This is a genomic window from Vibrio tritonius, assembly GCF_001547935.1.
GTDB classification, from domain to species: Bacteria; Pseudomonadota; Gammaproteobacteria; order Enterobacterales; family Vibrionaceae; genus Vibrio; species Vibrio tritonius.
In genome coordinates this window covers 32,826-55,016 of the sequence record NZ_AP014636.1, presented here as the reverse complement: position 1 = coordinate 55,016, position 22,191 = coordinate 32,826, and the positions used below count along the sequence as shown (strand labels likewise).

The 22,191-nt window shown below is 42.2% G+C and carries 17 protein-coding genes and 1 pseudogene; 7 read left to right on the top strand and 11 right to left on the bottom strand.

Translation table 11 applies throughout. The annotated features are described in order from the left end of the window. Nucleotides 1–37: 37 nt before the first annotated feature. The 4 genes from JCM16456_RS15535 to JCM16456_RS23755 form a co-directional block, all read right to left on the bottom strand. Nucleotides 38–739, bottom strand: a complete 702-nt coding sequence (locus tag JCM16456_RS15535; RefSeq protein ID WP_068716196.1) for a 3'-5' exonuclease — start codon at nt 737–739, stop codon at nt 38–40. Nucleotides 740–744: 5 nt separating this feature from the next. Then, the gene (locus JCM16456_RS15530; protein ID WP_068716194.1) at nt 745–2,601 is read right to left on the bottom strand and encodes a putative nucleotidyltransferase substrate binding domain-containing protein; all 1,857 of its coding nucleotides are present in this window, start codon (nt 2,599–2,601) and stop codon (nt 745–747) included. A gap of 75 nt (nt 2,602–2,676) precedes the next feature. Continuing rightward, nucleotides 2,677–4,308, bottom strand: coding sequence for a sodium/sugar symporter (locus JCM16456_RS15525; RefSeq protein ID WP_068716192.1), 1,632 nt, complete (start codon nt 4,306–4,308; stop codon nt 2,677–2,679). A 430-nt stretch (nt 4,309–4,738) separates the two neighbouring features. Further along, a complete protein-coding gene (locus JCM16456_RS23755; RefSeq protein WP_156430510.1) occupies nt 4,739–4,906 on the bottom strand; it encodes a hypothetical protein in 168 nt (55 codons plus the stop codon). Between the two features lie 549 nt (nt 4,907–5,455). Between JCM16456_RS23755 and JCM16456_RS15520 the strand changes: the two genes are divergently transcribed. Beyond that, nucleotides 5,456–6,241 carry a DUF5718 family protein gene (locus JCM16456_RS15520; protein ID WP_068716190.1) on the top strand — a complete coding sequence of 262 codons (786 nt, stop codon included), beginning with the start codon at nt 5,456–5,458 and terminating at the stop codon, nt 6,239–6,241. 503 nt (nt 6,242–6,744) lie between these two features. Next, complete coding sequence (locus tag JCM16456_RS15515) at nt 6,745–7,446, top strand: DUF445 domain-containing protein (protein WP_068716188.1); 702 nt, start codon at nt 6,745–6,747, stop codon at nt 7,444–7,446. Between the two features lie 115 nt (nt 7,447–7,561). Here the strand turns inward: JCM16456_RS15515 and JCM16456_RS15510 are convergent, their stop codons facing one another. After that, the gene (locus JCM16456_RS15510; protein WP_068716185.1) at nt 7,562–8,323 is read right to left on the bottom strand and encodes a phosphatase PAP2 family protein; all 762 of its coding nucleotides are present in this window, start codon (nt 8,321–8,323) and stop codon (nt 7,562–7,564) included. 269 nt (nt 8,324–8,592) lie between these two features. On the opposite strand from JCM16456_RS15510, the gene JCM16456_RS15505 reads away from it, so the two are divergent. Continuing rightward, complete coding sequence (locus JCM16456_RS15505) at nt 8,593–9,423, top strand: HDOD domain-containing protein (protein ID WP_068716181.1); 831 nt, start codon at nt 8,593–8,595, stop codon at nt 9,421–9,423. A 166-nt stretch (nt 9,424–9,589) separates the two neighbouring features. Here the strand turns inward: JCM16456_RS15505 and JCM16456_RS15500 are convergent, their stop codons facing one another. The 4 genes from JCM16456_RS15500 to JCM16456_RS15485 form a co-directional block, all read right to left on the bottom strand. Then, the gene (locus JCM16456_RS15500; protein ID WP_068716180.1) at nt 9,590–10,429 is read right to left on the bottom strand and encodes an arginase; all 840 of its coding nucleotides are present in this window, start codon (nt 10,427–10,429) and stop codon (nt 9,590–9,592) included. Between the two features lie 21 nt (nt 10,430–10,450). Beyond that, on the bottom strand, nt 10,451–11,185 hold the full coding sequence (locus JCM16456_RS15495; protein WP_068716179.1) for an IclR family transcriptional regulator: 735 nt from the start codon (nt 11,183–11,185) through the stop codon (nt 10,451–10,453). A gap of 266 nt (nt 11,186–11,451) precedes the next feature. After that, on the bottom strand, nt 11,452–13,338 hold the full coding sequence (locus JCM16456_RS15490; RefSeq protein ID WP_068716178.1) for a methyl-accepting chemotaxis protein: 1,887 nt from the start codon (nt 13,336–13,338) through the stop codon (nt 11,452–11,454). A gap of 270 nt (nt 13,339–13,608) precedes the next feature. Next, entirely contained in the window at nt 13,609–14,424 is an 816-nt protein-coding gene (locus JCM16456_RS15485) for a hypothetical protein (RefSeq protein ID WP_068716174.1), read from the bottom strand. A 454-nt stretch (nt 14,425–14,878) separates the two neighbouring features. On the opposite strand from JCM16456_RS15485, the gene JCM16456_RS15480 reads away from it, so the two are divergent. Beyond that, the gene (locus tag JCM16456_RS15480) at nt 14,879–15,523 is read left to right on the top strand and encodes a DUF2057 family protein (protein WP_068716172.1); all 645 of its coding nucleotides are present in this window, start codon (nt 14,879–14,881) and stop codon (nt 15,521–15,523) included. Nucleotides 15,524–15,669: 146 nt separating this feature from the next. Here the strand turns inward: JCM16456_RS15480 and JCM16456_RS15475 are convergent, their stop codons facing one another. Beyond that, nucleotides 15,670–17,055 carry an SLC13 family permease gene (locus tag JCM16456_RS15475; RefSeq protein ID WP_068716170.1) on the bottom strand — a complete coding sequence of 462 codons (1,386 nt, stop codon included), beginning with the start codon at nt 17,053–17,055 and terminating at the stop codon, nt 15,670–15,672. Between the two features lie 529 nt (nt 17,056–17,584). Here JCM16456_RS15475 and JCM16456_RS15470 point away from each other — a divergent pair. Beyond that, complete coding sequence (locus JCM16456_RS15470; RefSeq protein ID WP_068716168.1) at nt 17,585–18,541, top strand: AEC family transporter; 957 nt, start codon at nt 17,585–17,587, stop codon at nt 18,539–18,541. A gap of 451 nt (nt 18,542–18,992) precedes the next feature. Continuing rightward, nucleotides 18,993–20,375: an amino acid permease gene (locus JCM16456_RS15465; protein WP_068716166.1), complete on the top strand. Its 1,383-nt coding sequence runs from the start codon at nt 18,993–18,995 to the stop codon at nt 20,373–20,375. A gap of 263 nt (nt 20,376–20,638) precedes the next feature. Here the strand turns inward: JCM16456_RS15465 and JCM16456_RS15460 are convergent, their stop codons facing one another. Continuing rightward, on the bottom strand, nt 20,639–21,724 hold the full coding sequence (locus JCM16456_RS15460) for a hypothetical protein (RefSeq protein WP_068716164.1): 1,086 nt from the start codon (nt 21,722–21,724) through the stop codon (nt 20,639–20,641). 188 nt (nt 21,725–21,912) lie between these two features. On the opposite strand from JCM16456_RS15460, the pseudogene JCM16456_RS24555 reads away from it, so the two are divergent. Beyond that, nucleotides 21,913–22,028: pseudogene (locus JCM16456_RS24555) on the top strand (IS30 family transposase); the annotation flags it as partial. Nucleotides 22,029–22,191: the final 163 nt, after the last annotated feature.

Sequence of the window (22,191 nt, the reverse complement as noted above, 5' to 3'; positions counted from 1 at the left end):
TACCAATGCTCTTTTTTATTACCAATAACAAACCAACTTAACGCTGAGAAAATGTCAATAAAGAGTGTACCGTCGCTTTTTCTTGTGCAAATAAGCCGTGCAGTTGAGCAAGGTAAAGCTCAGCAGTCGCCACCGCATCCACCAGCGCATGGTGCGCCATGTACTCTGGCAAACCATAACGCTTACGTACTGCCGCCAAACGAAAATCAGGTCGGTCTTTGCGCAGCGCCTGTCTCTTTTGTTCAATTTTTAACGTATCAATCCATAAGATGGGGAGTTGTTCGACACCATAATGACGTTGCAAATAAGCTTGAATAAACGACTTTTCAATCACACAACCGTGGGCCACCAGAACTTTCCCCTGCATCGAAAGCAATAGCTCGGAAAAAGCCTCAACTAAGCTCACACCTTGTTTGTTCAGTTTTTCGGGTAATAGGTGATGGACTTTGGCCGCTTCCGGATTCACTTTATGATGGTTGGCAATAAGAATATGACGAGCGGTTTTCAGCTGAATTTGGCCATGGGTGATGGTAACCCACCCCATACTGAGCACTTGGTCGGTCTGACTATCAAAGCCTGAGGTTTCAAAATCCAATACCAAGGTATCTCGACAGCGGATATCCTCATCACGTTCAGGCAAGGGCATAGAAAAAAAAGGCTGCAACAGAGGTTCCGTCACCGTTTGCGAGTGTAACGACTCCAATTTCTGATATTCGTCTTGTTTAAACCAATGCCACATAAGTATTAGCCCCCAAACTTCATTTTTATCGCATCTTGAAAGCCTGAGATAATACGAAATGCGTCTTTAAGATGCTGACGGTCAAAACTACTAAAATGGTCTGGCAACAGATAATTGCTGATCGCTTCCCCTTTGCGTAAGCATTCCAAATGATGTCGATAACGCAACTGGTTCACAAAGTGGTAAGTCCCTATCAAATCCTGATACGAATGTTCATTCACCACACCTTGTTGCCAAGCATCATGAAAACGCTCTTCGGTATTTAGACTCCTCGCCCCCTCGTTTAAGGCATAGATCCGCGCCAAATCAACCAAACAATTGACAGCAGCCTTTTTGATATTTAGGCGTTTTTCATTTTTGCCATCTTTCTCTAGCACTAAGTTATTGAAGATGCCAAGCGGTGGGCGAGTTCTAAGAGTGTTGCGCACTAAAGCAGACATCAACTTTCCATTGCCGTTGACCTGCTCTAAGCGAAACTCATCTAACTGTCGAAATAGAACCTCACTACCAGACACACGTCGAATATCCATAAAGACCGTTAAGTTAAGCAACAAGTCGTACTCAGGGTTAGACGCCCACTTGCGATAATACTGCTGCCACACATGTTGGGTTTGACACCATTTAGGCGTAGCCGCCATAAAACGACCAGAACAAATAGCATAACCACATTCATCCAAACCTTTACATACGTACATCGCAAAATGGCTAAAATAGGCTCGGTCGCTCTCTGTGGCGCTGTTATCTAACAACAAGGCATTGTCTTGGTCTGAGCCTAAGTGAACCTCTTCACGAGCGTGAGAGCCTGCCGCAAGCCATGCGTACTCGCACGGAGCACTACCAAGTGCTTGTTCCGCAAACTTAATGATTTGGCGGGTAAAGGCGTCATAAATCATGCTCAATACTCGACCAATCAATTTGGCTGGCAGATTGGCGTGCGCCATCGCTTCAAACACCGCTTGACGCTCAAGTGCGAGCGGCACCAATTCACTAATCGATTCCGCTCGGCTGATCTTCTCAATCAAGAAAATGGCTTGCACACTGTGCTGTAAGACCAACTGCTGAGGAGTGATAAGCCCAACAACCTGATGCTGTTCATTGACCACTGGCAGGTTTTGAATGTTATGTTGCATCATGATGCCAACCGCAGTGAGCACCAATTCGTCCTGTGATACCGTCCATGGTTGATGTGTCATCACTTGGGTAATGGGCAGCGTAACATCAATTGCTTCTGCTACTACACGCTTGGTCATGTCCTTGTCGGTGATCATACCCAATAACTGATCATTTTCTACAATGACGGCACAAGTACAGTTGAGCTGATGACGCATTAAGTGCGCTACTTGCTGAATGGTCATTTGTGGCGTTGCAATGGCTATCCTTGAACTCGCTACTTTAGCAATAGGCTCAAAAAAAAGTCCTTTGTCGGTTTGATTCCATTGCACATGCAAACTCGACTGCATACGCATGTTGGCGTTTAGCGCAAGCTGTTCTGTCACTTCTGGATAATCTGAGACATCATCTAGCAATGCAGAATAATCCAAGCGATACAGCAAGGTATTTTGCAGTGCAATGGTTTGATAAGCGGGTGTGTCATCCTCGGTATTTAAACTAAAACCGAACAGGTCGCTTTCGCCAAGGCGAGAACGTAATCCGCCATCGGGGAAACGCTGCTCAACTGAGCCGGTTCGCACGATATAGAGATGGCGAAGATGTGAATCATCGTTAGTTAACTTATCCCCCTTCCCCAAATAGAGAATATCGATATCACTGGCAATGTTCTCCAGTGTTTCGTTGGGAAGCTGTTGAAAAGGCGATAAGTTCTGTAGAAACACTACAATATTAGGCAACAACGTGGATTCCATCCCGCAGTTCCTCCGATAAAAATAGAAAAGCCCCAATAGTGTATATTGGGGCTTGGTAGAGAAGATAGTGAACGTTTACCAGAATATGGTATACAGCACAGCTAGGATGATCATGATGACATACGACGCTAGGTTGAAACTGCGTTCTGTATGGAACATTTTTGATGTTAGCGTAATCGCTTTAGCATCATCATCGTTTTCAGATGTACTTAAGCTGGTAAATGCAATGACAACCATAGTCATAAGCAAGGTGTACAACATTTGGTCCATAAATGGCATGTGCAGTGGCATCAATTTCAAGAACAGCGCAAATGGAATGGATGCGATAACACCGATGATGGCACCTTTACTGGTGGTTTTCTTCCAGAAAAGACCCAACATAAATACCGCCAAGATACCTGGGCTAACAAGGCCTGTATATTCTTGAATGTATTGGAAAGCTTGACCAATGTTGCCCAGCAATGGCGCAACCAAGCAACCAATGATAAGCGCAACAATCGCAGCAATACGACCAACGTTAACCAATTTATGGTCGCCAGCTTCAGGAGCGATGTACTCTTTGTAGATATCCATGGTGAAGATAGTTGCAGTAGAGTTCAGCATTGAAGCCAAAGACGACACGATAGCAGCAGCCAGAGCGGCAAATACAACCCCTTTAACACCCACAGGTAGGAATTGAGTTAGCCAAGGATACGCTTTATCCGCATGAGCAAGGCTTGGAATATTTTGTAGTGCCGCATCACCCAAGGACGCCATTAGCGCAGGGTCAGACGTAATAACGAAAGCCGCAATACCTGGCAGTACTACAAGGAATGGCACAACCAATTTTAGATAAGCTGCAAACATGATCCCTTTTTGTGCTTCAGGAACGGATTTAGCCGCCAAAGTACGTTGAATGATGTATTGGTTGAAGCCCCAGTAGTACAAGTTCGCAACCCATAGACCACCGATAAGCACTGCTATGCCCGGTAGGTTAGCAAATTGAGGGTTGCTTTGATCCAAGATCATTTCAAAGTGACCAGGCGCCGCTTCAATCATCTTATCTAATCCAGCAAACCAACCATCGGTGCCACCAATAAAGTTAACCGCCATGTAAGTCGTTAATAGACCCCCAAGCACCAAGAAGAACACTTGGATAACGTCGGTCCAAACCACGGCAGACAGACCACCATAGATAGAATAAACCAGTGCAAACAACGCTAAACCAATGATGGAATACATCAGAGGAATACCCAAAATGGTTTGAAGTGCTAAACCACCTAGATAGAGTACTGACGTTAAGTTAACGAATACGTACAAAGCAATCCAGAACACAGCCAAAATGGTTTTGAGCTGTTTGTTAAAGCGTTTTTCAACAAATTCTGGAATGGTGTAAATGCCCTTATCGATAAATACAGGCAAAAAGTATTTACCCACGATCACTAAGGTAAGCGCCGACATCCATTCATAAGAGGCGATAGCCAGACCGATGGAGAAACCCGAGCCCGACATACCGATAAACTGTTCAGCAGAGATGTTAGCAGCGATAAGCGAGGCACCTACCGCCCACCAAGGCAGTGATTTACCCGCGAGGAAATAATCTTCAGTACTTTTTTGAGAGCCCTTCTTATCGCGGGAAACCCAAAGGCCAACCCCGATAATAATTGCGACATAAATGGCAAATACCAAGATGTCGATAAATCCCAAACCATGTTCTATGTTCGACATTATTTTGGTCCTGTTGTTATTGGTGTAATAGTCATGAGGTAACGGCAGGGATTGTAAACGTTTCCAAAGCAACAAAATGTAACATCAGTCACAACAATGAAAAGGGCATTTCATCGTTAAACATGACAATTAAGATTATGATTTAAAAGGATTAAAAAATAAAAACACAAAGTGCGATTTATAAAAAAAGTGACACACATCACTTTATTAACATTTGAATAACGCAATCGTCCGAGCGATTTTATCAAAATCACTGTAAACGCTTACACTAACATAAATGACACTAATTCGATGCCACTAGCATACTTAATGGGGAACATATACCCAAGTAAACTCATTGCACATGATATGCTATACCCAAGTAACCTCAAGATGCGGTTTCAGCGAGAATGTATTCGCTTATAGGCAAGGCACCGATTTGAATACATAGTTATTCTACGTAGAAAATCGGTAACGTAGCATAGAAGCGAATACAACTCGCCCTTTGGGAGCTCATCAACAAGCCCATTTCTGCGCTCAATGACGTTGAAAGGGAATGACCATTCCTGCCGTCATTGAGCTTGACCTGTGCTCGTTGATGAAGCTCTGAAGTCTGCATCTTGAGGTCATTTGGGTATATCAACTAATCACCGTATTATTCACTTATTCAACGCGATATCATTTCCAATAAAACCATTGTCAATACCATATTCTCAAATAATGAAAATAGAGTTAACATAATAAAATGAGTAAGTAATAAACGATTAATATTCACATCATATTCGACAATATATTTTACTATTAAGCACAATTTCGACATAAACCCAATGGAAACAAAAAAATTTGCTTTTTTTATGCGCTTGCAATGGTAAAACCATAGGGGAATCTACCAAGCCAAGGCGTTTAAACACCTTACTCTCAGCGTTTTTTACTCAAAATTGCCTAGAAAAAGAATAAAATCCATAAAAGTCATAAAGCACGTTTTAACCACACCATTGTGTGATAATCTACGCACTTATTTTATTGGTACAACAATAAAAATTTAAAAAAATTATGTTAATTTAAATTTATTAAAACCAAGACAAAATCATGCTTACATCGCAGAGATAAATAATCCGTGATTGTAGAGAATTTTGTTGTTAATAAGATCTAGTTTTTAGGAGTTATTTTGAGTTCTATTACAATTGGAGTCATTGGTAATTACTTTGGCCACCTTTCTAGTGCGGAAAATGTTCACGAATCTGAAGTACCTAGCGGCATCTTCGTTATCGATCACAACAAAAGCTCGTTGACTCATGGTGACAACACGTTCTACCCAGCCCAAGGTAGCAAAGTGGACATCGAACCAGAATTTGTTATTCAGTACACCATTCAGTACGAAAACAACCAAGTTGCTAAAGTGATCCCTCATCGTATTACTATCGGTAATGATGTCACTATTCGTAGCCTTGAAGGTGCAACAAAAATCAGTACTCGCAAGTCTTGGGGAGATAACTCAAAGGGTATCCATCCAACATGGTGGTCGCTCAATGAATTGGAGAGCCTAGATACATTAAGCCTAGTCTCTTACATCGAACGTGATGGTCAAAAGCACATGGCAACGGAGCCACTGAAAATCGACCAAATGAAATTGTTTGGTGATGCACTATCTACTTGGATGGTAGAAGCAATCAATGGTCAACAAGAGCACGGTATGTTTGACCAGATTTTACCTGTGCTAGCTAAACATGGTTACCCAGAAGAGCTCATCCTTTACACTGGCGCGCCTAACTACACTGACTGGGGTCAAGCGAACTTCTTGCAACCAGGTGATGTGATGCACATCATCGGTTATAAAACAGACAACTTTAACGATGAGCAGATCGACCTGCTATTCAAAGAAAATAAGTTGAAAGGTTTAGACAATGTTCTCTATCTAACTCAAAAAATGGTTGAACCAGAGTTAGTTTACTAATCAAACATCCAATACGATCGATGAGTGTCGGCCTTCGTCGTCCTGTGCCAATCTCATCGATCGTACCTAACCAAAGCCGCGTTTATTCGCGGCTTTTTCTTATCATGAGTTTTATAACTATACCCAAATGACCTCAAGATGCAGACTTCAGAGCTTCATCAACGAGCACAGGTCAAGCTCAATGACGGAAGGAATGGTTATTCCCTTTCAACGTAATTGGGCGCAGAAATGGGCTTGTTGATGAGCTCCCAAGGGGCGAGTTGTATTCGCTCCTATGCTGCGTTACCGATTTTCTACGTAGAATAACTATGTATTCAAATCGGTGCCTTGCCTATGAGCGAATACATTCTCGCTGAAACCGCATCTTGAGGTTACTTGGGTATACATCATAACAACACTCTTTGCTCTTAGAGAGAAAACCATATTGAGAATGCCTTTTCCCAGCGCCTATTTTTGCATAAAATCTTGAACATTATTTTTCTTCATCATTAAAAGAATCGACAATGAACAAAAGCTTAATCACCAATGCGCTTTCGCTAATACTCTTAGCAGTAGGCTATTACACTCATAACTCTATCGTTCTTTACGCTGGCTTATTCGCTTTTTCTGGCGCCATCACCAACTGGCTTGCGATTCACATGCTGTTTGAAAAAGTGCCTGGCTTATATGGTTCTGGCGTTATTCCTGCGCGCTTTGAAGCATTTAAAGCCGCAATTAAAACTCTGATGATGGAGCAGTTTTTCACCGCAGAAAACATTCAACGCTTTTTAGATAAAGAAGGCGCTGACAAAAATTTTGATTTAGAGCCGGTGATAGCCAGTGTCGACTTTAATCCCACCTTTGATTCACTTGTGGACGTCATCAGCCAATCTTCATTTGGCGGAATGTTATCCATGTTTGGCGGCACGGATGCACTGCAGCCTCTTAAACAACCTTTTGTGGAAAAAATGCAGGATTCTATGCGTGATATCAGCCAAAGTGAGACGGTTAAAAACGCATTAAAAGAGCAGCTCAGTTCTTCATCGGTCCAAGACTCCATTCAAGAAAATATCGAAAGTATCATTGAACAGCGTCTGAACGAATTAACCCCGCAACTGGTTAAAGAGATGGTGCAAAAAATGATTCGCGAACACTTGGGCTGGCTTGTGGTTTGGGGTGGCGTGTTTGGCGGCTTAATTGGCGTTGTATCGAGCTTAATCGCCTAAAATGAATAGAGGTATCAGCCACAAACCTCACGCGTCATGAGCGCGTTAACAGCATCAAAATAAAAAGGGAGCCATCATCGCTCCCTTCTTTATATAACTGCATATGGGTGCCCATTTAGGACTGAATGCGCAGCATTCGCCAAATAGGCTGTAATTTGGGGTGCTCCACCGGATAGTGTTTCGGCACACACCAGTAAATAAATGCTACCAAGGCAATGGCACCAAACAAATCTTCAGGTCGATGCATACCTAGCCATAACCGAGAATACGCCACCAGCAGAGCCCAAATCAAAAGAATATCTGCACTTACATAACGCTTTTGCTCTAGTAAAAGTGACCCAAAAAAAACTAAGCAAATCGCCACAAAAACAGTGTGTCCTGATGGAAATGAGTAGTTCATCTCACCATGCCAATTCATAATTCGCCACTCAGACACTTTGCGCTCCATTCGTTTAAGTGCGAGATCTTTTTGCGCCTCATCTAGCTTATAAAAATGGCTTGGTTCAGGTAACACCAACGCTTGTGTCATCGTTTGTGTAAAAGGGCGCGGACTTTGAGTTAACTCTTTAATACCTGTTTTAAGTATTAATGCTAGAGCCAATAGAACACCTAGCTGCAGCATAAAGTTAATACGCTCTAGGGGAGTGTAACCTGAGCGCCAGAAAGACCAAATCAAGATCACAAGCAAGGTTCCTAATCCCCCGATGCCAGCCGCGGTATGGGAGACATAACTCATGGTTGCGCCAAGCCAATCAGGCACAGAACCCATCAGATTTATTGGAAACATAAAATAGGAGATAGGGGCCAGCAAAACGGCAAAAAAACCAAGTATTAAAAAACCATAACTGTTTCTTTTTCCTCGCCAGTGTAGTGACATAATACTTTCCCCCATAGACAAGGGCAGCATTGTAAATCGCCTGCCAATAGTTTTTTATCAACTATGTGTAAAATCCCTGTCATATTCATCAAATCTCCAACACATAACGAAGATTATGTAATTCTTTCTTCCTAGCCGAGTATTTCACTGCTCATTTAGAGGTATTTCATATCGAAAATCATCAAATTCTCCCTAGATATTTTTTCTATTTTGTCAGTTGTTGATTTATTGACCTATATTAAAGAAGCCATTAAATGAGGAGACCACTCATGATCCAAACTCAAATACTTTCTCGTTTAAACGAGTTACCAAGATTATCGAAAGTGCTGCAAGATCTGCTCGATTTAGTAAATAAAGAAGATATTGATTTCAAACAGCTTTCACAAAAAATGGAATTGGAACAGATCTTAAGTGCTCGCCTTTTGAGGATGGCTAACTCTGCCTACTTTGGTGGACAACGAGACGTTCATTCTGTGTCGGATGCATTGATTCGTGTCGGCATGGAATCGGTGAGAACATTGGTTGTCGCCTCTGTGCTCTCAAACACCTTTGCCGATATTGAAACCTTGGATCTCGATGAGTATTGGACAAACACCTTTGAAACGGCCCTCATTACTAAGAATATCGCTGCTCAAATCGGCATAGATACCAGTGAAGCATTCACAACAGGCGTGCTCCATGACATTGGAGAATTGATGATTCATTCGCTGCTTCCAGAGCAAGCAAAAGTGATTCATGAACGAGTAAAAGCCGGTGAAAACGCCATTTGGGTTGAAGAAGAAGTATTAGGTGTATCTTCACCAAGATTAGGAGCAATGTTGGCCAAGAGCTGGAAATTCCCAGAAGAGATGGTCGATGCTATTGGTCACTTTGACGATCCAATTCAAGCCAAAATATCGCCTAAACTTGCCTATGCATTACATTTCTCACGCGACATTAACCGCTACTGGGATGAGATGAACGATGAGAAACAACGAGTCGTATTTATAGCCGATCACCCAGACAGCAAGATTCTGAAACTTTCAGCGACATTTCAAGAGAAAGTCGACTCAGTACGGGGCAGCGGTAAAGAGCTAGCACAACAAATGATGGCCCCTTAAGACCAATGAAAACTCCCTCATGATAAGGGAGTTTTTTGTATTGCCCCGTTTATGCGATTTTCTACGTAGAATAACTAGGTATTCAAATCGGTGCCTTGACTATGAGCGAGTACATTCTCACTGAAACCGCATCTTGAGGTTACTTGGGTATAACAATACAAACTATTTAAAGACCGACATGCATCACTTGTGCGGCTAAATGACAAAGCTCATCAATGATCTCTTTCGTTTGACGAGAGTAAATTAATTTATCTTTTGCGCCCACCAACTGAATCATTTTCAGTTTTCCAGAATTAACCGCTTGCGTAATGGTTCTAATCACCATTTGGTTGTCTAATGTTTTATGCTCACTAATCCCATTACTTGGCACTAAAGAGGCTAGATCCACAGTCAGAACGACTTGGTTACAGTGGTCAAGATAATGACTTAATTGGCTCTTAAGCTGACTACGATATCCAAAACCACTTTCATCGGCAGTTAACCAATCGCACCCCAAATCTTCTGCGTATTCAAAACTATGGCTCGGCTCGTGTTCTGCATCGACCCCGATACAAAACAATTGGGTATTTGAATAACGAGACAGTACAAAATGGTAGGCTGAACCTAACTGTGGATCTAATGTTTGTTTTAGCTGAAAGCTATTACCTACGTGAATAAACCCGAGAGTTCCCTCTTCCGCAGAAAGCACAGGCATCGCTTCTAATAGAAGTTCATGACAATTCGCTAGCACAACAGGCACAGAGCTCATTGCCATATGTCGCGCTAACATTTCTTGGTAACGGTAATCGGCATCATCACGCAAGATAATATGACCGGCATCGGAGTACTGCGGATTTGCTTGCTGTTGATACAACCAATCTGACGCAAATTCTAAACTCTGCTGGGCAATTTCAAACTCCACCAACGACATCGGCTTAATACGCTCACATACGGTTAAAAACGTAAACGGTGATACGTGAGCAACTGAATGACGACTTAAGCGGTAGCGTTTGAACAAACTTAACATGATGACATTACCTTTACTGAATTACCTTTCTGGTGGCAACGCGCGAGCGGCCTGCAACACATGTAAAATGATCCGTTGCTTATGAGTTTCAACGCGATGGGCTGGCGCCATCACAGAAATTGCACCGATCAACTTACTCCCTTTCATTACCGGAGCACTGATCCCTGATACACCAGGGTCAATTTCAGATGTACTCACGGCATAACCATGACGACGAATTTTATCCAACTCTGTTTCCCACTTATCCATGTGACTATCTTCACCGAAATAGCGAAGTATCTTTTCACAGCGCTGAGCAGGCATATATGCCAGCATCACTTTAGAAGAGGCGCCACGAAGCAACGGTTGACTTTGACCCTGGACGAAACTACAACGAAGCGCCTGCATACTTTCTTTCTGGCTCACACAAAGTGCTCGGTAACCGACAGGGACCATGTACGCAGCCATTTCTCCCGTTTGCTTTTGTAAACGAGTTAATACCGCATCAACCTCATCTAAGTTATGTTGACTGGTTTCGTAACTTCTCATCAACAGCAAAGCAGCCGGGCCAATGATTAACGTCTTATCGTGAGAGCTCTCTTCAATAAGGTTCCACTCTTTGAGCAATTTCAGATGGCGGTAAAGGCTACTGAGCGGAACTTGAAGTTGTTCACTGAGTACTTTTGCCGGCACCGGCTCTACATTAACCGCAACTTGCATCAGCAGTTGCAGTGCTTTCTCATTAACTGGGTTAGCTACAGCTTTGGATTCTTTCATGTGTTCTTTTTAGCCTTTATTGTCCACCACCTCAAATCACTATTCTTATATAACGAGAATTTAATTTGAATTAAAGGATTTCATTATCATATAGCGAGAATTAGAACAATATTCTCTCAGATTGCTATATTCATACAACTTCACTGGTTAGAAAGCGTAATGACAAAATATGATCGTTTTATAACCGATAAAAAAGAAAGGCCTTCAACATGTCACAACAATGCTGAAGGCCTTAACAGTCACACTAAGTGGATCAGAACAAACAATTACGCCAATTTAAACATTCCAACTTTCTCTTGTAACGCTTCAGCTTGGTGATGCAATTGTTTTGATTGATCTAAACTGTCTTGCGCCCCCGTCACCAACTGATCTGTGACGTCTTTTATCGCTGTGATGTTTTGCGTGATTTCCCCTGTTACATGGGTTTGTTCCTCAGCAGCAGTGGCAATTTGCGTTGCCATATCACTGATTTCACTCACTGACATTTTGATCTGTTCTAAAGAAGAAGTAGCTTTATCAGCATCCACTACTGCGTTTTGTGCAATAAGTTCGCTGCTTTCCATCATTTTTACCGCTTCTAACGTACTGTTTTGCAAAGTTGCGATGGTCGATTTAATCACATCTGTTGATTTATGCGTTCTTTGAGAAAGCACTCGTACTTCATCAGCAACAACGGCAAACCCTCGACCTTGCTCGCCAGCTCGGGCAGCTTCAATCGCCGCATTGAGCGCCAAAAGATTGGTCTGTTCGGCAATCTCTTGAATCGAGGTTAACACGGTAGAAATTTCTTGTGAGTGTTGATTTAGCTCAGCAATCACATTGCTTGCATGCTGGACTTCTTCTGCCAATTTATTTATCGAATGGCGAGAATTGCCTACCAATTGATACCCTTCAATAGAACTGCTTGTCGATTCTTGAGCCGCGCGAGCGGTTTGCTCTGCATGAGCTGCAATTTCCTGAGTGGCCGATGCCATTTCAGTCACCGCCGTCGCCACCAGTGTCACCTCTTGCTGTTGGACACCCAATTCAGATACCGAGCGATTCGCGTTACGAGAACCTTCATTCGCTTGTCCTGTCAGTTCATCTGCTTGCTGGCGAATATGCTGAATAAGCTGTTGTAAACTTGACATAAATTGGTTGAAATTTTCTGCCAAATGGCCAATTTCATCTTGGTTCTCAACTGGGATTCGCACTGTTAAATCGCCGTTACCATTTGCGATTGCCTGTAGCGCTGAAGAGACATTTTTTAATGGACGGAGTAATACGTTACAAAGCAAGTTGAATAGGATCGCACACACCAATACCACAACCAACGTTGCAATAATTTGTCCTCCAAGCGCATCAAACAACGGTGCAACTAATGAATCACGGTCAATCATCACAACACTGGTTAAATCGGTATTTGCAATTTTGCTCGCGTATAACAATACGGGCTTACCTTGAATTTCAACAAGCTCGTCACTTTGTTTGGCAACGCTGCTTTGAATCTCATCATAACGGATGCCCAATTTGCTAACACTTTGATTAAGCAGCTTGGTATCACTATGAGTGAATATATTGCCTTGGCTATTGACGATAAACATATCCCCAACGCCCGGCAAAATCACTTGCTTCATCGTATTTAGGATGTCGGTGATTTCCATATCCGCCCCTAAAACGAGTTGCTTACCACCAATGGTGATCGCTCGACCCAAAGAAACGACATTCGCTCCCGTAGCAGCAGCCACACTTGGGTTATCCATAAAGACTCGGTCTGGATTCGCTTTACCGTTGATATACCAGCCCCAGCGACGTGGATCGTTATTGTCTGGTGGAAGGCTCACATTGTTGGCGTTCACTTGCGAACCATCTGGGTAAGCAAGAAATACATTATCAAAATCCGCGGCTTTTTTGACTTGAATAAGTTGGTTAATGATTTGATTTTGCTGTACATCACTGGATAAAGAGGTAAGTGAGCGCTCTTTGGATTTCAACCAATCCGTCACATATTGGTTGTATGACGCTATGGTACTTTGTACGTTTTGATCCACCTGCTCATCCAAACGCTGTAAAGAAGCTCGAAAAGAGAGTGACTCAACAATCACAGCACCTAAAATGATGGCAAAACCAGCCGCAACTGCGAGCTTAGTTCTTAAAGAAATGGCTTTTAACATCTACGTTCCTATTTGGGTCTCTTTGTTATTCTGTCAATACCCAAATAATCAACGTACAAGTCAATAGCATGAAACCGAGGACAACGGCACGATGTCACCTAGGTATTTGCTACTATTATATTTTTTTGAGCGTGAATTAATGCGACTCGATTAACGAAAAATGGCCTTATTCCCTATACAAACCAATAACATTAGTAAACATTGATATAGATTAAAAGCACTCTCCAACAGAAAAAGAAGAGTGCGAATGTTAGCCAAATAAAATAAGGCTTAAACCGCACATTGCTCCTTAAATTGCAGGCGGCGAACACTTAACCACGCAGCAATGGCTCCCATCAGAACATAAAGGCTGCCGTATACCGCGCCGAACTCGGCTAACGCATGAGTGACACTAGAACCCGATATCACGTCGGAAGGGGCGGACATAACCAGCGACACATAACGGCTAAACCATTCAGTGCCTAGCAACATAGGCGACAACCATTTGATTGCGTAGGCGAGAACCAGTAATAAAATCAAAGGTGCAGATGTACGCTGAGACACACAAAGAACCAGCAGCCCTATAGGGAGTGCTAACAACCCTGCTAAAAACATGCGCTCCATGTAATGACCAAACATAAACACCGTTTGTTGAAACAAAGATACCGGCTCAATGTTGCCTACAAATGCCGCCAATTGCCAAAATAGGTAGTGCATTACCCCAAGTAGAGGCAAGCAAGACAGAGGAATGATGATGAAAGCAAACAGCAGTTTAAAGAGGTGTAAACGAACCGCCATTTTGGGATCTTCTTGTTCCAACCGAGTGGCGGTCAATAACGCTTTAGCCAAATACAAAAAGCTCAGTGTAAGCGATAACATCCCTGCAAAGCTGATTGCGACACTTTCTGGAGATGCTCCATGGCCTAAGTTTGTCAAATCAAAATCGCCAGAATAATTCATCGTTAAAGTGACGTTGTTTGCCAACTGTCCCTGTGTAGAAGCCAAAAAGAAGAAGATACCGAGCACAACAGCCAAAAACAGAGGCCCACTCAATAACCACTTTTGTTTAGTACATTCACGATAAAGTAATGGCAGCATCAATTTCATTTCTTAATAACCTTCAACAGCGTAGATTTTACAGTGTAAATACTCCTGTGGCCCATGTGTTAGGTTTATTTTCATGATATACCCAAATGACCTCAAGATGCTTTTTGGAGTATCAAAGTAATAATGAGTTCATTGGCTTGGGCGTATTTAATTGCTAGATCGACGAAATAACTGTTCCCAATGATGCTCCATTTCTGATAATCAGGCGGATGCAGATAAGCAGCCCTTCTTAGCCAGAGGCGGTGTTATGCGAGTGCGCATTCAATCTTGCCGGAACAATTCACATTTAGGCATTGAGATCTAATGGTCTTAACAATAAAAACGCTAAGAGTGTGAATGAAGATGAAATTTTGATGAATTTAGCGCTAAGTTAACACCACAACACTTGCTTTTGTTCTCAATTATGGGCACCCTTTTGTCCCTATACGCGTAAGCGATAAAAAGGATAAAACTAATGAATACAATCAAGACGTTACCATGTATTTTGGCTATGGTATTCGCGGCTTCTGCATCGGCAAAAGTATCAATTGAAGTTCCAAGCAACGTAGATATGTTAGTCGTTGATGGTGCAAAACCTCACGAAACAGGCAGTTTCCTTTCTGCGACAAAGACAATTGAACTAGAAGATGGTCAACATCAAATCCTTTTCCGCTACGAACCTGTTTTTTCTGAAGGACAAGAACGTTATTCAACCGAAAGCGATCCTATTGTTGCCACGTTTACAGCAACCAATGAATCACTTTCTTTCCAGCTACCAAAATATCGTGATATTAAGGACGCTGAAAAAAATATTAAGAGCATGCAATGGTCTCTTACCGATGAGTCAGGTAACGCGGTAAGTGTAAAACAAGACAAGTTAATCAAAGAAGGCATGCAGATCGGACGTAACTTCCGTGATGAAATCGACGAGTATAACCGCAGCGGTCGTATTGCATCAGTGGGTGTTGTTCAACCTGAAATCAATTATACCAGTGCTCCAGCACCTGCCCCTGCGGCAAAACCAGGTGACAATACAGCAGAACAGATGCTGCACTTCTGGTACAACAAAGCAGATGCGCAAACTCGCTCACGTTTCAAAGCATACTTGAACAAAAACTAATTTAGATACCCAACTAACTTCAAGATGCTGTTTCAGCGTGAATTGGGGATAAATTGACAAACAACTAAAAGCGGAACCATGGGTTCCGCTTTTTTTTCACCATTTTAAGTGATGGCTAACGTTAATTCGTTTCTGTTAATTCGTCTCTACCATAGTAACATCGCGATCGTTGTGAGCAATGCGATACAAGCAACATTGAGATACAAGCCAACACGCATCATCTCTTTCTGCTGAATATGACCTGTACCAAATACAATCGCATTGGGTGGCGTTGCAACAGGAAGCATGAAAGCACAAGAAGCCGCAACTGCAATTAAAACCGAAAGCAATGCAGGGCTGATACCAAAGGCTTCAGCTACGGTTGCAAACACTGGGATTAACAGCGCGGCACTGGCCGTATTGCTCGCAAACTCGGTTAAGAACACCACGAAGGCCGCAATAACTAATACAATAAAGAACACACCTAAGTTTGAGATCAAGTTACTTAATTCATGCGCGAGGAACACACTGGTTCCAGTCTGTTTTAGCACGTTACTCAAACAAATACCGCCCCCAAACAGCAATAGCACTCCCCAGTCCGCGGTTTTTTCAATGTCTTTCCAATGCACCACGCGCGCAAAGCTAACAAGGATAATCGCCGCAAGAGCGATAAGCGTATCAAACGCTTTAAAACCACCCAGCACTTTGTTCAATGGGCTACTGAAGATCCACATGAAAACAATCAGGCAAAAAATACCTAATGTCACCACTTTACCTTTATCCCATTCGACCGGTTCATGATTCAATTCAAAACTTCCACTCAAGTCTGGTTTGGTCACCAAATACAGAATGAACATCGCGATAGGCAGCATGATCACCGCAACTGGCAAGCCATATTTCATCCAATCGGTAAATGACAAACCCACTTCGGCAGCAGCAATCGCATTGGGTGGGCTGCCCACTAGAGTGGCAATACCACCAATGCTGGCGCTATAAGCAACTCCTAGCAAGACAAAAACATAGGTGCTATGTCCCTGCTTTCCATCAACTTTGGCCAAAACACCCAACACTAAAGGAAGCATCATGGCTGCCGTTGCGGTATTACTAATCCACATTGAGAGCAGCGCAGTCACGCCAAACAGCATAAACACGGCTGATTTGAGTTTGCCTTTGGCCAAAATCAGCACCTTGTCGGCAATCACTTGATCCAAACCTTGCTTGTGCATTGCTGCCGCCAAAGCGAAGCCACCAAGAAACAAGTAAATAATGGAATTGGAGAAGTTATTTAAGGCAGCTTGGGTATCAAATACGCCAAATAGCACTGCGATAACGGGCACCAAAATTGCCGTGATGGTGACATGCAAAGCTTCAGTCAGCCATAACACCGCCACAAAGGCCAAAATGCTTAACCCTAAAACCACTTTAGGGTCAAATGGGAGTGAGAAGTAAAGCACGGCAAACAGCACAATATCGGCAATAACAATCAAGCTATTGCGATTTATTAGCCATTCCCGTGTATTCGTAGGTAGAGGGACACTGTCGTTTCTATTCATTATTATGCTTCCTTGTGAAGATGGCTTTATTGCCTTTATAGGTTCACAGACAGCTTATTTATAAAATAAAAATGACCTTAAGTTTGTTAAGCTTATCAAGATAATAGCATTTCGTTAACATCATAATAACCAGGCAACAAATAAAAACGCTCAAAATATCGACAAAAAGAATACGAGTAACTATTTATTAACACATCTTATGGGTATTTTCCCCTCACCAGCATGGATTGAATTTTAACCGACAGAAAAATTGGGAAATATTTATTATATTTTTCATACAATTAAAATATGTTATTGCACATTTTTGCCATTATTGTGTTTTTCGTGCCACAAGAGCACCTAGCTGCTTTTATCACCAATTGTTACTTGATTGATAAAAGATCACTATTTAGCGATGTTAAAGGCTGCTGATCTGTGCAAAAATCGAGTTCTTCTTTATTGAGTTGTTATCCCCCTTCACTGGCTTGGCCTTTTATGTTCCGAGTAAAGGGAAAGAGGGGTTGTTCAAAATTTGTTGAAAGGATTCTACATGTCCTCGTTTTTAGACCAATTGGCGTTTTCTATCTCAATTACCGGTCCAATCTGTGTCATGCTCGCTCTCGGTGTCTTTTTTAAGCGTATCGAATTGATCAATGAAAATTTCATTGATGTGGCATCCAAAGTTGTGTTTCAGGTTACCTTACCTGCCCTACTGTTTTTAAGTATTGTCCAAGCAAAGCATGACTTTTCTAACAGCATGTCTTTCATTATTTTTGGAGTGGTCGCTAACATCGTTTTCTTTCTCTTTTCGACGGTGACCACCAAAAAGTTTTTCAAAAATGCGGCCGACCAAGGGGTTATTATTCAAGGTGGGTTTCGCTCGAATTCCGCTATCGTTGGGCTTGCGTACGTGGCTAACGCCTATGGTAATTCTGGTGTTGCACTTGCTGCAATTTACGTCGCAGCCACGACCATGCTTTATAACATTCAAGCGGTGATTACGCTAACGCCAAAAGGCAATAGTAATGGTACTCAAGCACTCAAGGTTATGCTCAATACTCTGCGCAAGAACCCGTTAATTATTTCCATTGTTGCAGGGCTAATCTGTTACTTACTTTCAATCCCAATTCCGAAAATTGTGTCTGATGCGGGGCATTACTTTGCCAATATGACACTGCCTTTAGCTCTGCTCTGCACGGGTGGTTCCCTAGACCTCAAAGCCATGAATCAAGATAAAGGGCCTACTTGGTTCTCAAGCATGAACAAACTCATTTTTGCGCCACTGTTTATCACACTAGGTGGCGTTATGTGTGGATTTTCGGGACAAGAACTGGGAATCATATTTTTGATGAGCGCATCGCCGGCTGCTGCAGCAAGTTATGTGATGGCGCGAGCCATGGGCGGCAACTACACATTAGCAGCGAATATTATCGCGGTAACCACTGTCTTTTCGCTGCTGACATGTACAATAGGTATCTTTGTACTTTCTAGCTTAAATCTGTTTTAATTCTGGTCGCTGAAGATAATCGCCACTTTTGGCGATATTTTCAGCATATATACCCAAAACGAAAAAAATATTTCCAAACATATCTCTCGCATAACAAGGCTAATCAATAATCATAATTTGCATTTATTAATGCTTATCTACATTTAGCATGCGTAATCTAATAAATTAGCGCACCAAATGGATCCAACGACACCCCATTGTAGTGCAGTGTGTTATTTTCCACCTCTTCCATCCAACCGATAGATTTCGCATAATTCCTTTCGATTTGTAGCCAATCTCTACAAAATCACGCATTTTCACAAAAAATAGCGCAAATGAACGCTATGGCATATGACTTGCTATTCCATTGTTATAACAGAATGATTTGATTAGACATTGTTCGTTATGCTACTCCCTCAAGGAAGCCATATAACAATATTGAGGGTATTTAACTTTTGACAGGATCGTAGAAATGCAAGGAAGTGACTCTCATGCTCCGCTAAAACGGGGCTTAAAAAACCGTCATATTCAGTTGATAGCCCTAGGTGGCGCAATTGGTACCGGATTATTTTTGGGTATCGCCCAAACCATTCAATCAGCAGGCCCATCCGTTCTCTTGGGCTACGCCGTCGCAGGCTTGATTGCTTTCTTTATTATGCGCCAACTCGGCGAGATGGTGGTTGAAGAGCCAGTCGCCGGTACATTTAGCCATTTTGCTGGTAAATATTGGCATGATTTTGCGGGTTTCCTATCCGGCTGGAACTATTGGGTGCTCTATATTCTTGTGGGCATGGCCGAACTCACTGCAATCGGTATTTACGTTCAATACTGGTGGCCAGACATTCCAACTTGGGTTTCTGCACTGGTGTTTTTTGTGGTCATTAACGCCATAAACCTTACTAACGTTAAGATGTTCGGTGAGCTGGAGTTTTGGTTCTCTATTATCAAAGTGCTCGCCATTGTGGGCATGATTGCTTACGGGGCATATATTTTGGTGTTTGCCGATAGCGATACATCAACTATTGCTAACCTGTGGCAAAACGGCGGCTTCTTCCCTAACGGAGCAAGTGGCTTGACCATGGCGATGGCAGCTATCATGTTCTCATTTGGTGGTTTAGAGCTTATCGGGATAACCGCCGCTGAAGCAGAGCACCCAGAGAAAAGCATCCCTCGTGCAACCAACCAAGTGATTTACCGTATTCTGCTGTTTTATATCGGTTCATTAGTCGTGCTTTTGTCTCTTTACCCTTGGCAAAAAGTGGCAGAAGGTGGCAGTCCATTCGTGATGATTTTCCACGCATTAAACAGCGATTGGGTGGCGAACGTACTGAACGTGATTATCCTGACGGCAGCGCTATCGGTATACAATAGCTGTGTGTACAGCAACAGCCGTATGATGTACGGCCTTGCCAAACAAGGCAATGCACCGAAAGCTATGCTAAAAGTAAACCGTCGCGGTGTGCCACTCGCAGCATTGCTCATTTCTGCCATTTCAACGGGTTGTTGTGTTCTGATTAACTACTTTATGCCAGGTGAAGCATTTGGCTTCCTAATGGCGCTCGTCGTATCCGCTTTGGTCCTAAACTGGATTGTGATCACCATTACTCACATGAAGTTCAAACTAGCCAAAATCAAAGCGCGCGAGAAAACACAATATCCTTCTTGGGGATACCCAATCACCAACTGGATTTGTTTGTTCTTCTTAGCTGGCATCTTAGTGATCATGTTTATGACCCCAGGCATGCGCCTATCAGTGTATCTGCTGCCAGTTTGGGTATGCGCAATGGCCATAGCATACATAACAAAAACCAAACGCCAAAAAGAAGCCGATGGGGTATTGGCAGAGCAGCTATAACTACGTTTTTAAATCAAATGCAAAATGGGCCAATCATGGCCCATTTTTTCTATTGTTTATTTCTGAGTCTTAATCAGGTTATCGTCATCTCAACTAACGCGTTAGAACCCATCATTTTTCTCGGTGCTATGCGTAAACCCCTCACAACGATGACGTTATTAAAGAGATCAAATCCATCCTATGAAGTCACTACAAATGAAAAACTAAATTCGTTTTAACATCCGATGGTGAAAACGAATCGTGAGCGTCGAATATCCAAGGAATTACGACTTTGCTTTGTAACGATATTTCTCACGAAGGTCTCCGACGTTGAAGATAGTGTCGCCCATAGCGTAATCATTTTGCTCAAGCATCCGATTGTAGTAACACAACTCTTCACTGGGTTTGGCCCATTCGCTTTCCGGGATAGGTTTGCTCCATTCTATAATTTCGGGAAATTTGACAGCACGATTCATCATGGATTTTTGTTCCCACTTGATACGAAGTACCCCAAGATAAGTGCCATTTAGCATCCACCATATCTTAGTACTAAGAGGAAAGTTCTTTTTATCTATGTTTTGGCTTTGACAATACTCCTCGATCAAACCATCGAGAGTATAAGGCCTTGGATTACCGATTTTTTTATAACCGTTAGGTTCTTCCATAAAGCATCGGATCATTTCCCACATCCCCGCAGCATGAAGTTCACTGATAGCACTAAAGCTCATCCCAGACCACATTTGCTCTTCGTTTTGCTCATCACTCACACCAATTAAGAGGCCAGATGATGTCGCCACGCCAGCTGTAGATAAAAAAGTCTGCCCGCCGACTAACGCACACACTCTCTCCCAAGGAAAAAAGCGATACTCCGTCGACTTAGTCTCTTTATTCCAAATACTAAATATCACTTCTCGCCGTTGTCGATTAAAACGAATTGGCAAGATCCTTCTAGACATGATGTGAAAGCTAAATATGTTGTAAAGGCTGATTGATGTAAAGACTGTAAATGGGCCAAAACAGAAAAGAAAGAATCCAATAAAGTCATATAGACTAAATTTTCTCTCATACCCCCCATTAATAAATTCAGTATGTATTGATGAATCAACAATACCAGAAATACCACCAAAAAAATAAAGTGGTAACAAACAGCCAAAAAGAGCGGCAAAAATAAAAAGAAAATAATTCAATTGAGTATGAAAAATAATACCTGATGTTCCTCCGATTTCTAGAGTAACATCATCCTTATTCATAATAATATCTTCATTACTATAAATAGGTACGTTCGTTTTTACAGGGATAGGGCTTAAAATTAGGCTCCCCTTAACATACTTGTTTTTTTTCTGTCCTGCAAAAAAAACACTATTGGTCATTTTTAATCCTTACTATCAACAGTTAACTCGCTTGAAAAGTTTCTCATTATTCGTAAGTCAACTGATTGTAAATCATCTTTATCCCAGAATTCAGATTATAACTGCGACACTCATGGAAAGGCATAGACGAGGAAACCAACTGCTGAAAGTGGTACGCTCTTCTCGCCAAAGAAACAAGCAGTACTACTATGAGTTATCAGCAGTTGACCGAGGGGAGAAGATACCAGATTTCAACCCTCCCCTTTTGGAACGGGGAATTTCAGTTTCTGAAATAGCCAAAAAAGTGAAATGCCATCGTGCTAGTTCAGCCCTTTAAAATCAAGGATGTTCATGCGGTTTTCTTGAGGAACTTGTTGATCATCATGATCAATTAAATTATTGGGATTTAAGCTTTATTTGATGATGGTAAAGCGAATAACTCTTCAAAAAATAACTTTTTCTAGAGGCCTTTAAAACCAAGGCGATTC

Coding starts and splice junctions, on each gene's coding strand:
- JCM16456_RS15500 (WP_068716180.1), bottom strand. CDS start 10,429: ATGTTAAGTTTGTTCAAACGCTACCGCTTAAGTCGTCATTCAGTTGCT.
- JCM16456_RS15470 (WP_068716168.1), top strand. CDS start 17,585: ATGTCCTCGTTTTTAGACCAATTGGCGTTTTCTATCTCAATTACCGGT.
- JCM16456_RS15475 (WP_068716170.1), bottom strand. CDS start 17,055: ATGAATAGAAACGACAGTGTCCCTCTACCTACGAATACACGGGAATGG.
- JCM16456_RS15505 (WP_068716181.1), top strand. CDS start 8,593: ATGATCCAAACTCAAATACTTTCTCGTTTAAACGAGTTACCAAGATTA.
- JCM16456_RS15480 (WP_068716172.1), top strand. CDS start 14,879: ATGAATACAATCAAGACGTTACCATGTATTTTGGCTATGGTATTCGCG.
- JCM16456_RS15525 (WP_068716192.1), bottom strand. CDS start 4,308: ATGTCGAACATAGAACATGGTTTGGGATTTATCGACATCTTGGTATTT.
- JCM16456_RS23755 (WP_156430510.1), bottom strand. CDS start 4,906: ATGCAGACTTCAGAGCTTCATCAACGAGCACAGGTCAAGCTCAATGAC.
- JCM16456_RS15465 (WP_068716166.1), top strand. CDS start 18,993: ATGCAAGGAAGTGACTCTCATGCTCCGCTAAAACGGGGCTTAAAAAAC.
- JCM16456_RS15490 (WP_068716178.1), bottom strand. CDS start 13,338: ATGTTAAAAGCCATTTCTTTAAGAACTAAGCTCGCAGTTGCGGCTGGT.
- JCM16456_RS15515 (WP_068716188.1), top strand. CDS start 6,745: ATGAACAAAAGCTTAATCACCAATGCGCTTTCGCTAATACTCTTAGCA.
- JCM16456_RS15535 (WP_068716196.1), bottom strand. CDS start 739: ATGTGGCATTGGTTTAAACAAGACGAATATCAGAAATTGGAGTCGTTA.
- JCM16456_RS15510 (WP_068716185.1), bottom strand. CDS start 8,323: ATGTCACTACACTGGCGAGGAAAAAGAAACAGTTATGGTTTTTTAATA.
- JCM16456_RS15530 (WP_068716194.1), bottom strand. CDS start 2,601: ATGGAATCCACGTTGTTGCCTAATATTGTAGTGTTTCTACAGAACTTA.
- JCM16456_RS15495 (WP_068716179.1), bottom strand. CDS start 11,185: ATGAAAGAATCCAAAGCTGTAGCTAACCCAGTTAATGAGAAAGCACTG.
- JCM16456_RS15460 (WP_068716164.1), bottom strand. CDS start 21,724: ATGACCAATAGTGTTTTTTTTGCAGGACAGAAAAAAAACAAGTATGTT.
- JCM16456_RS15485 (WP_068716174.1), bottom strand. CDS start 14,424: ATGAAATTGATGCTGCCATTACTTTATCGTGAATGTACTAAACAAAAG.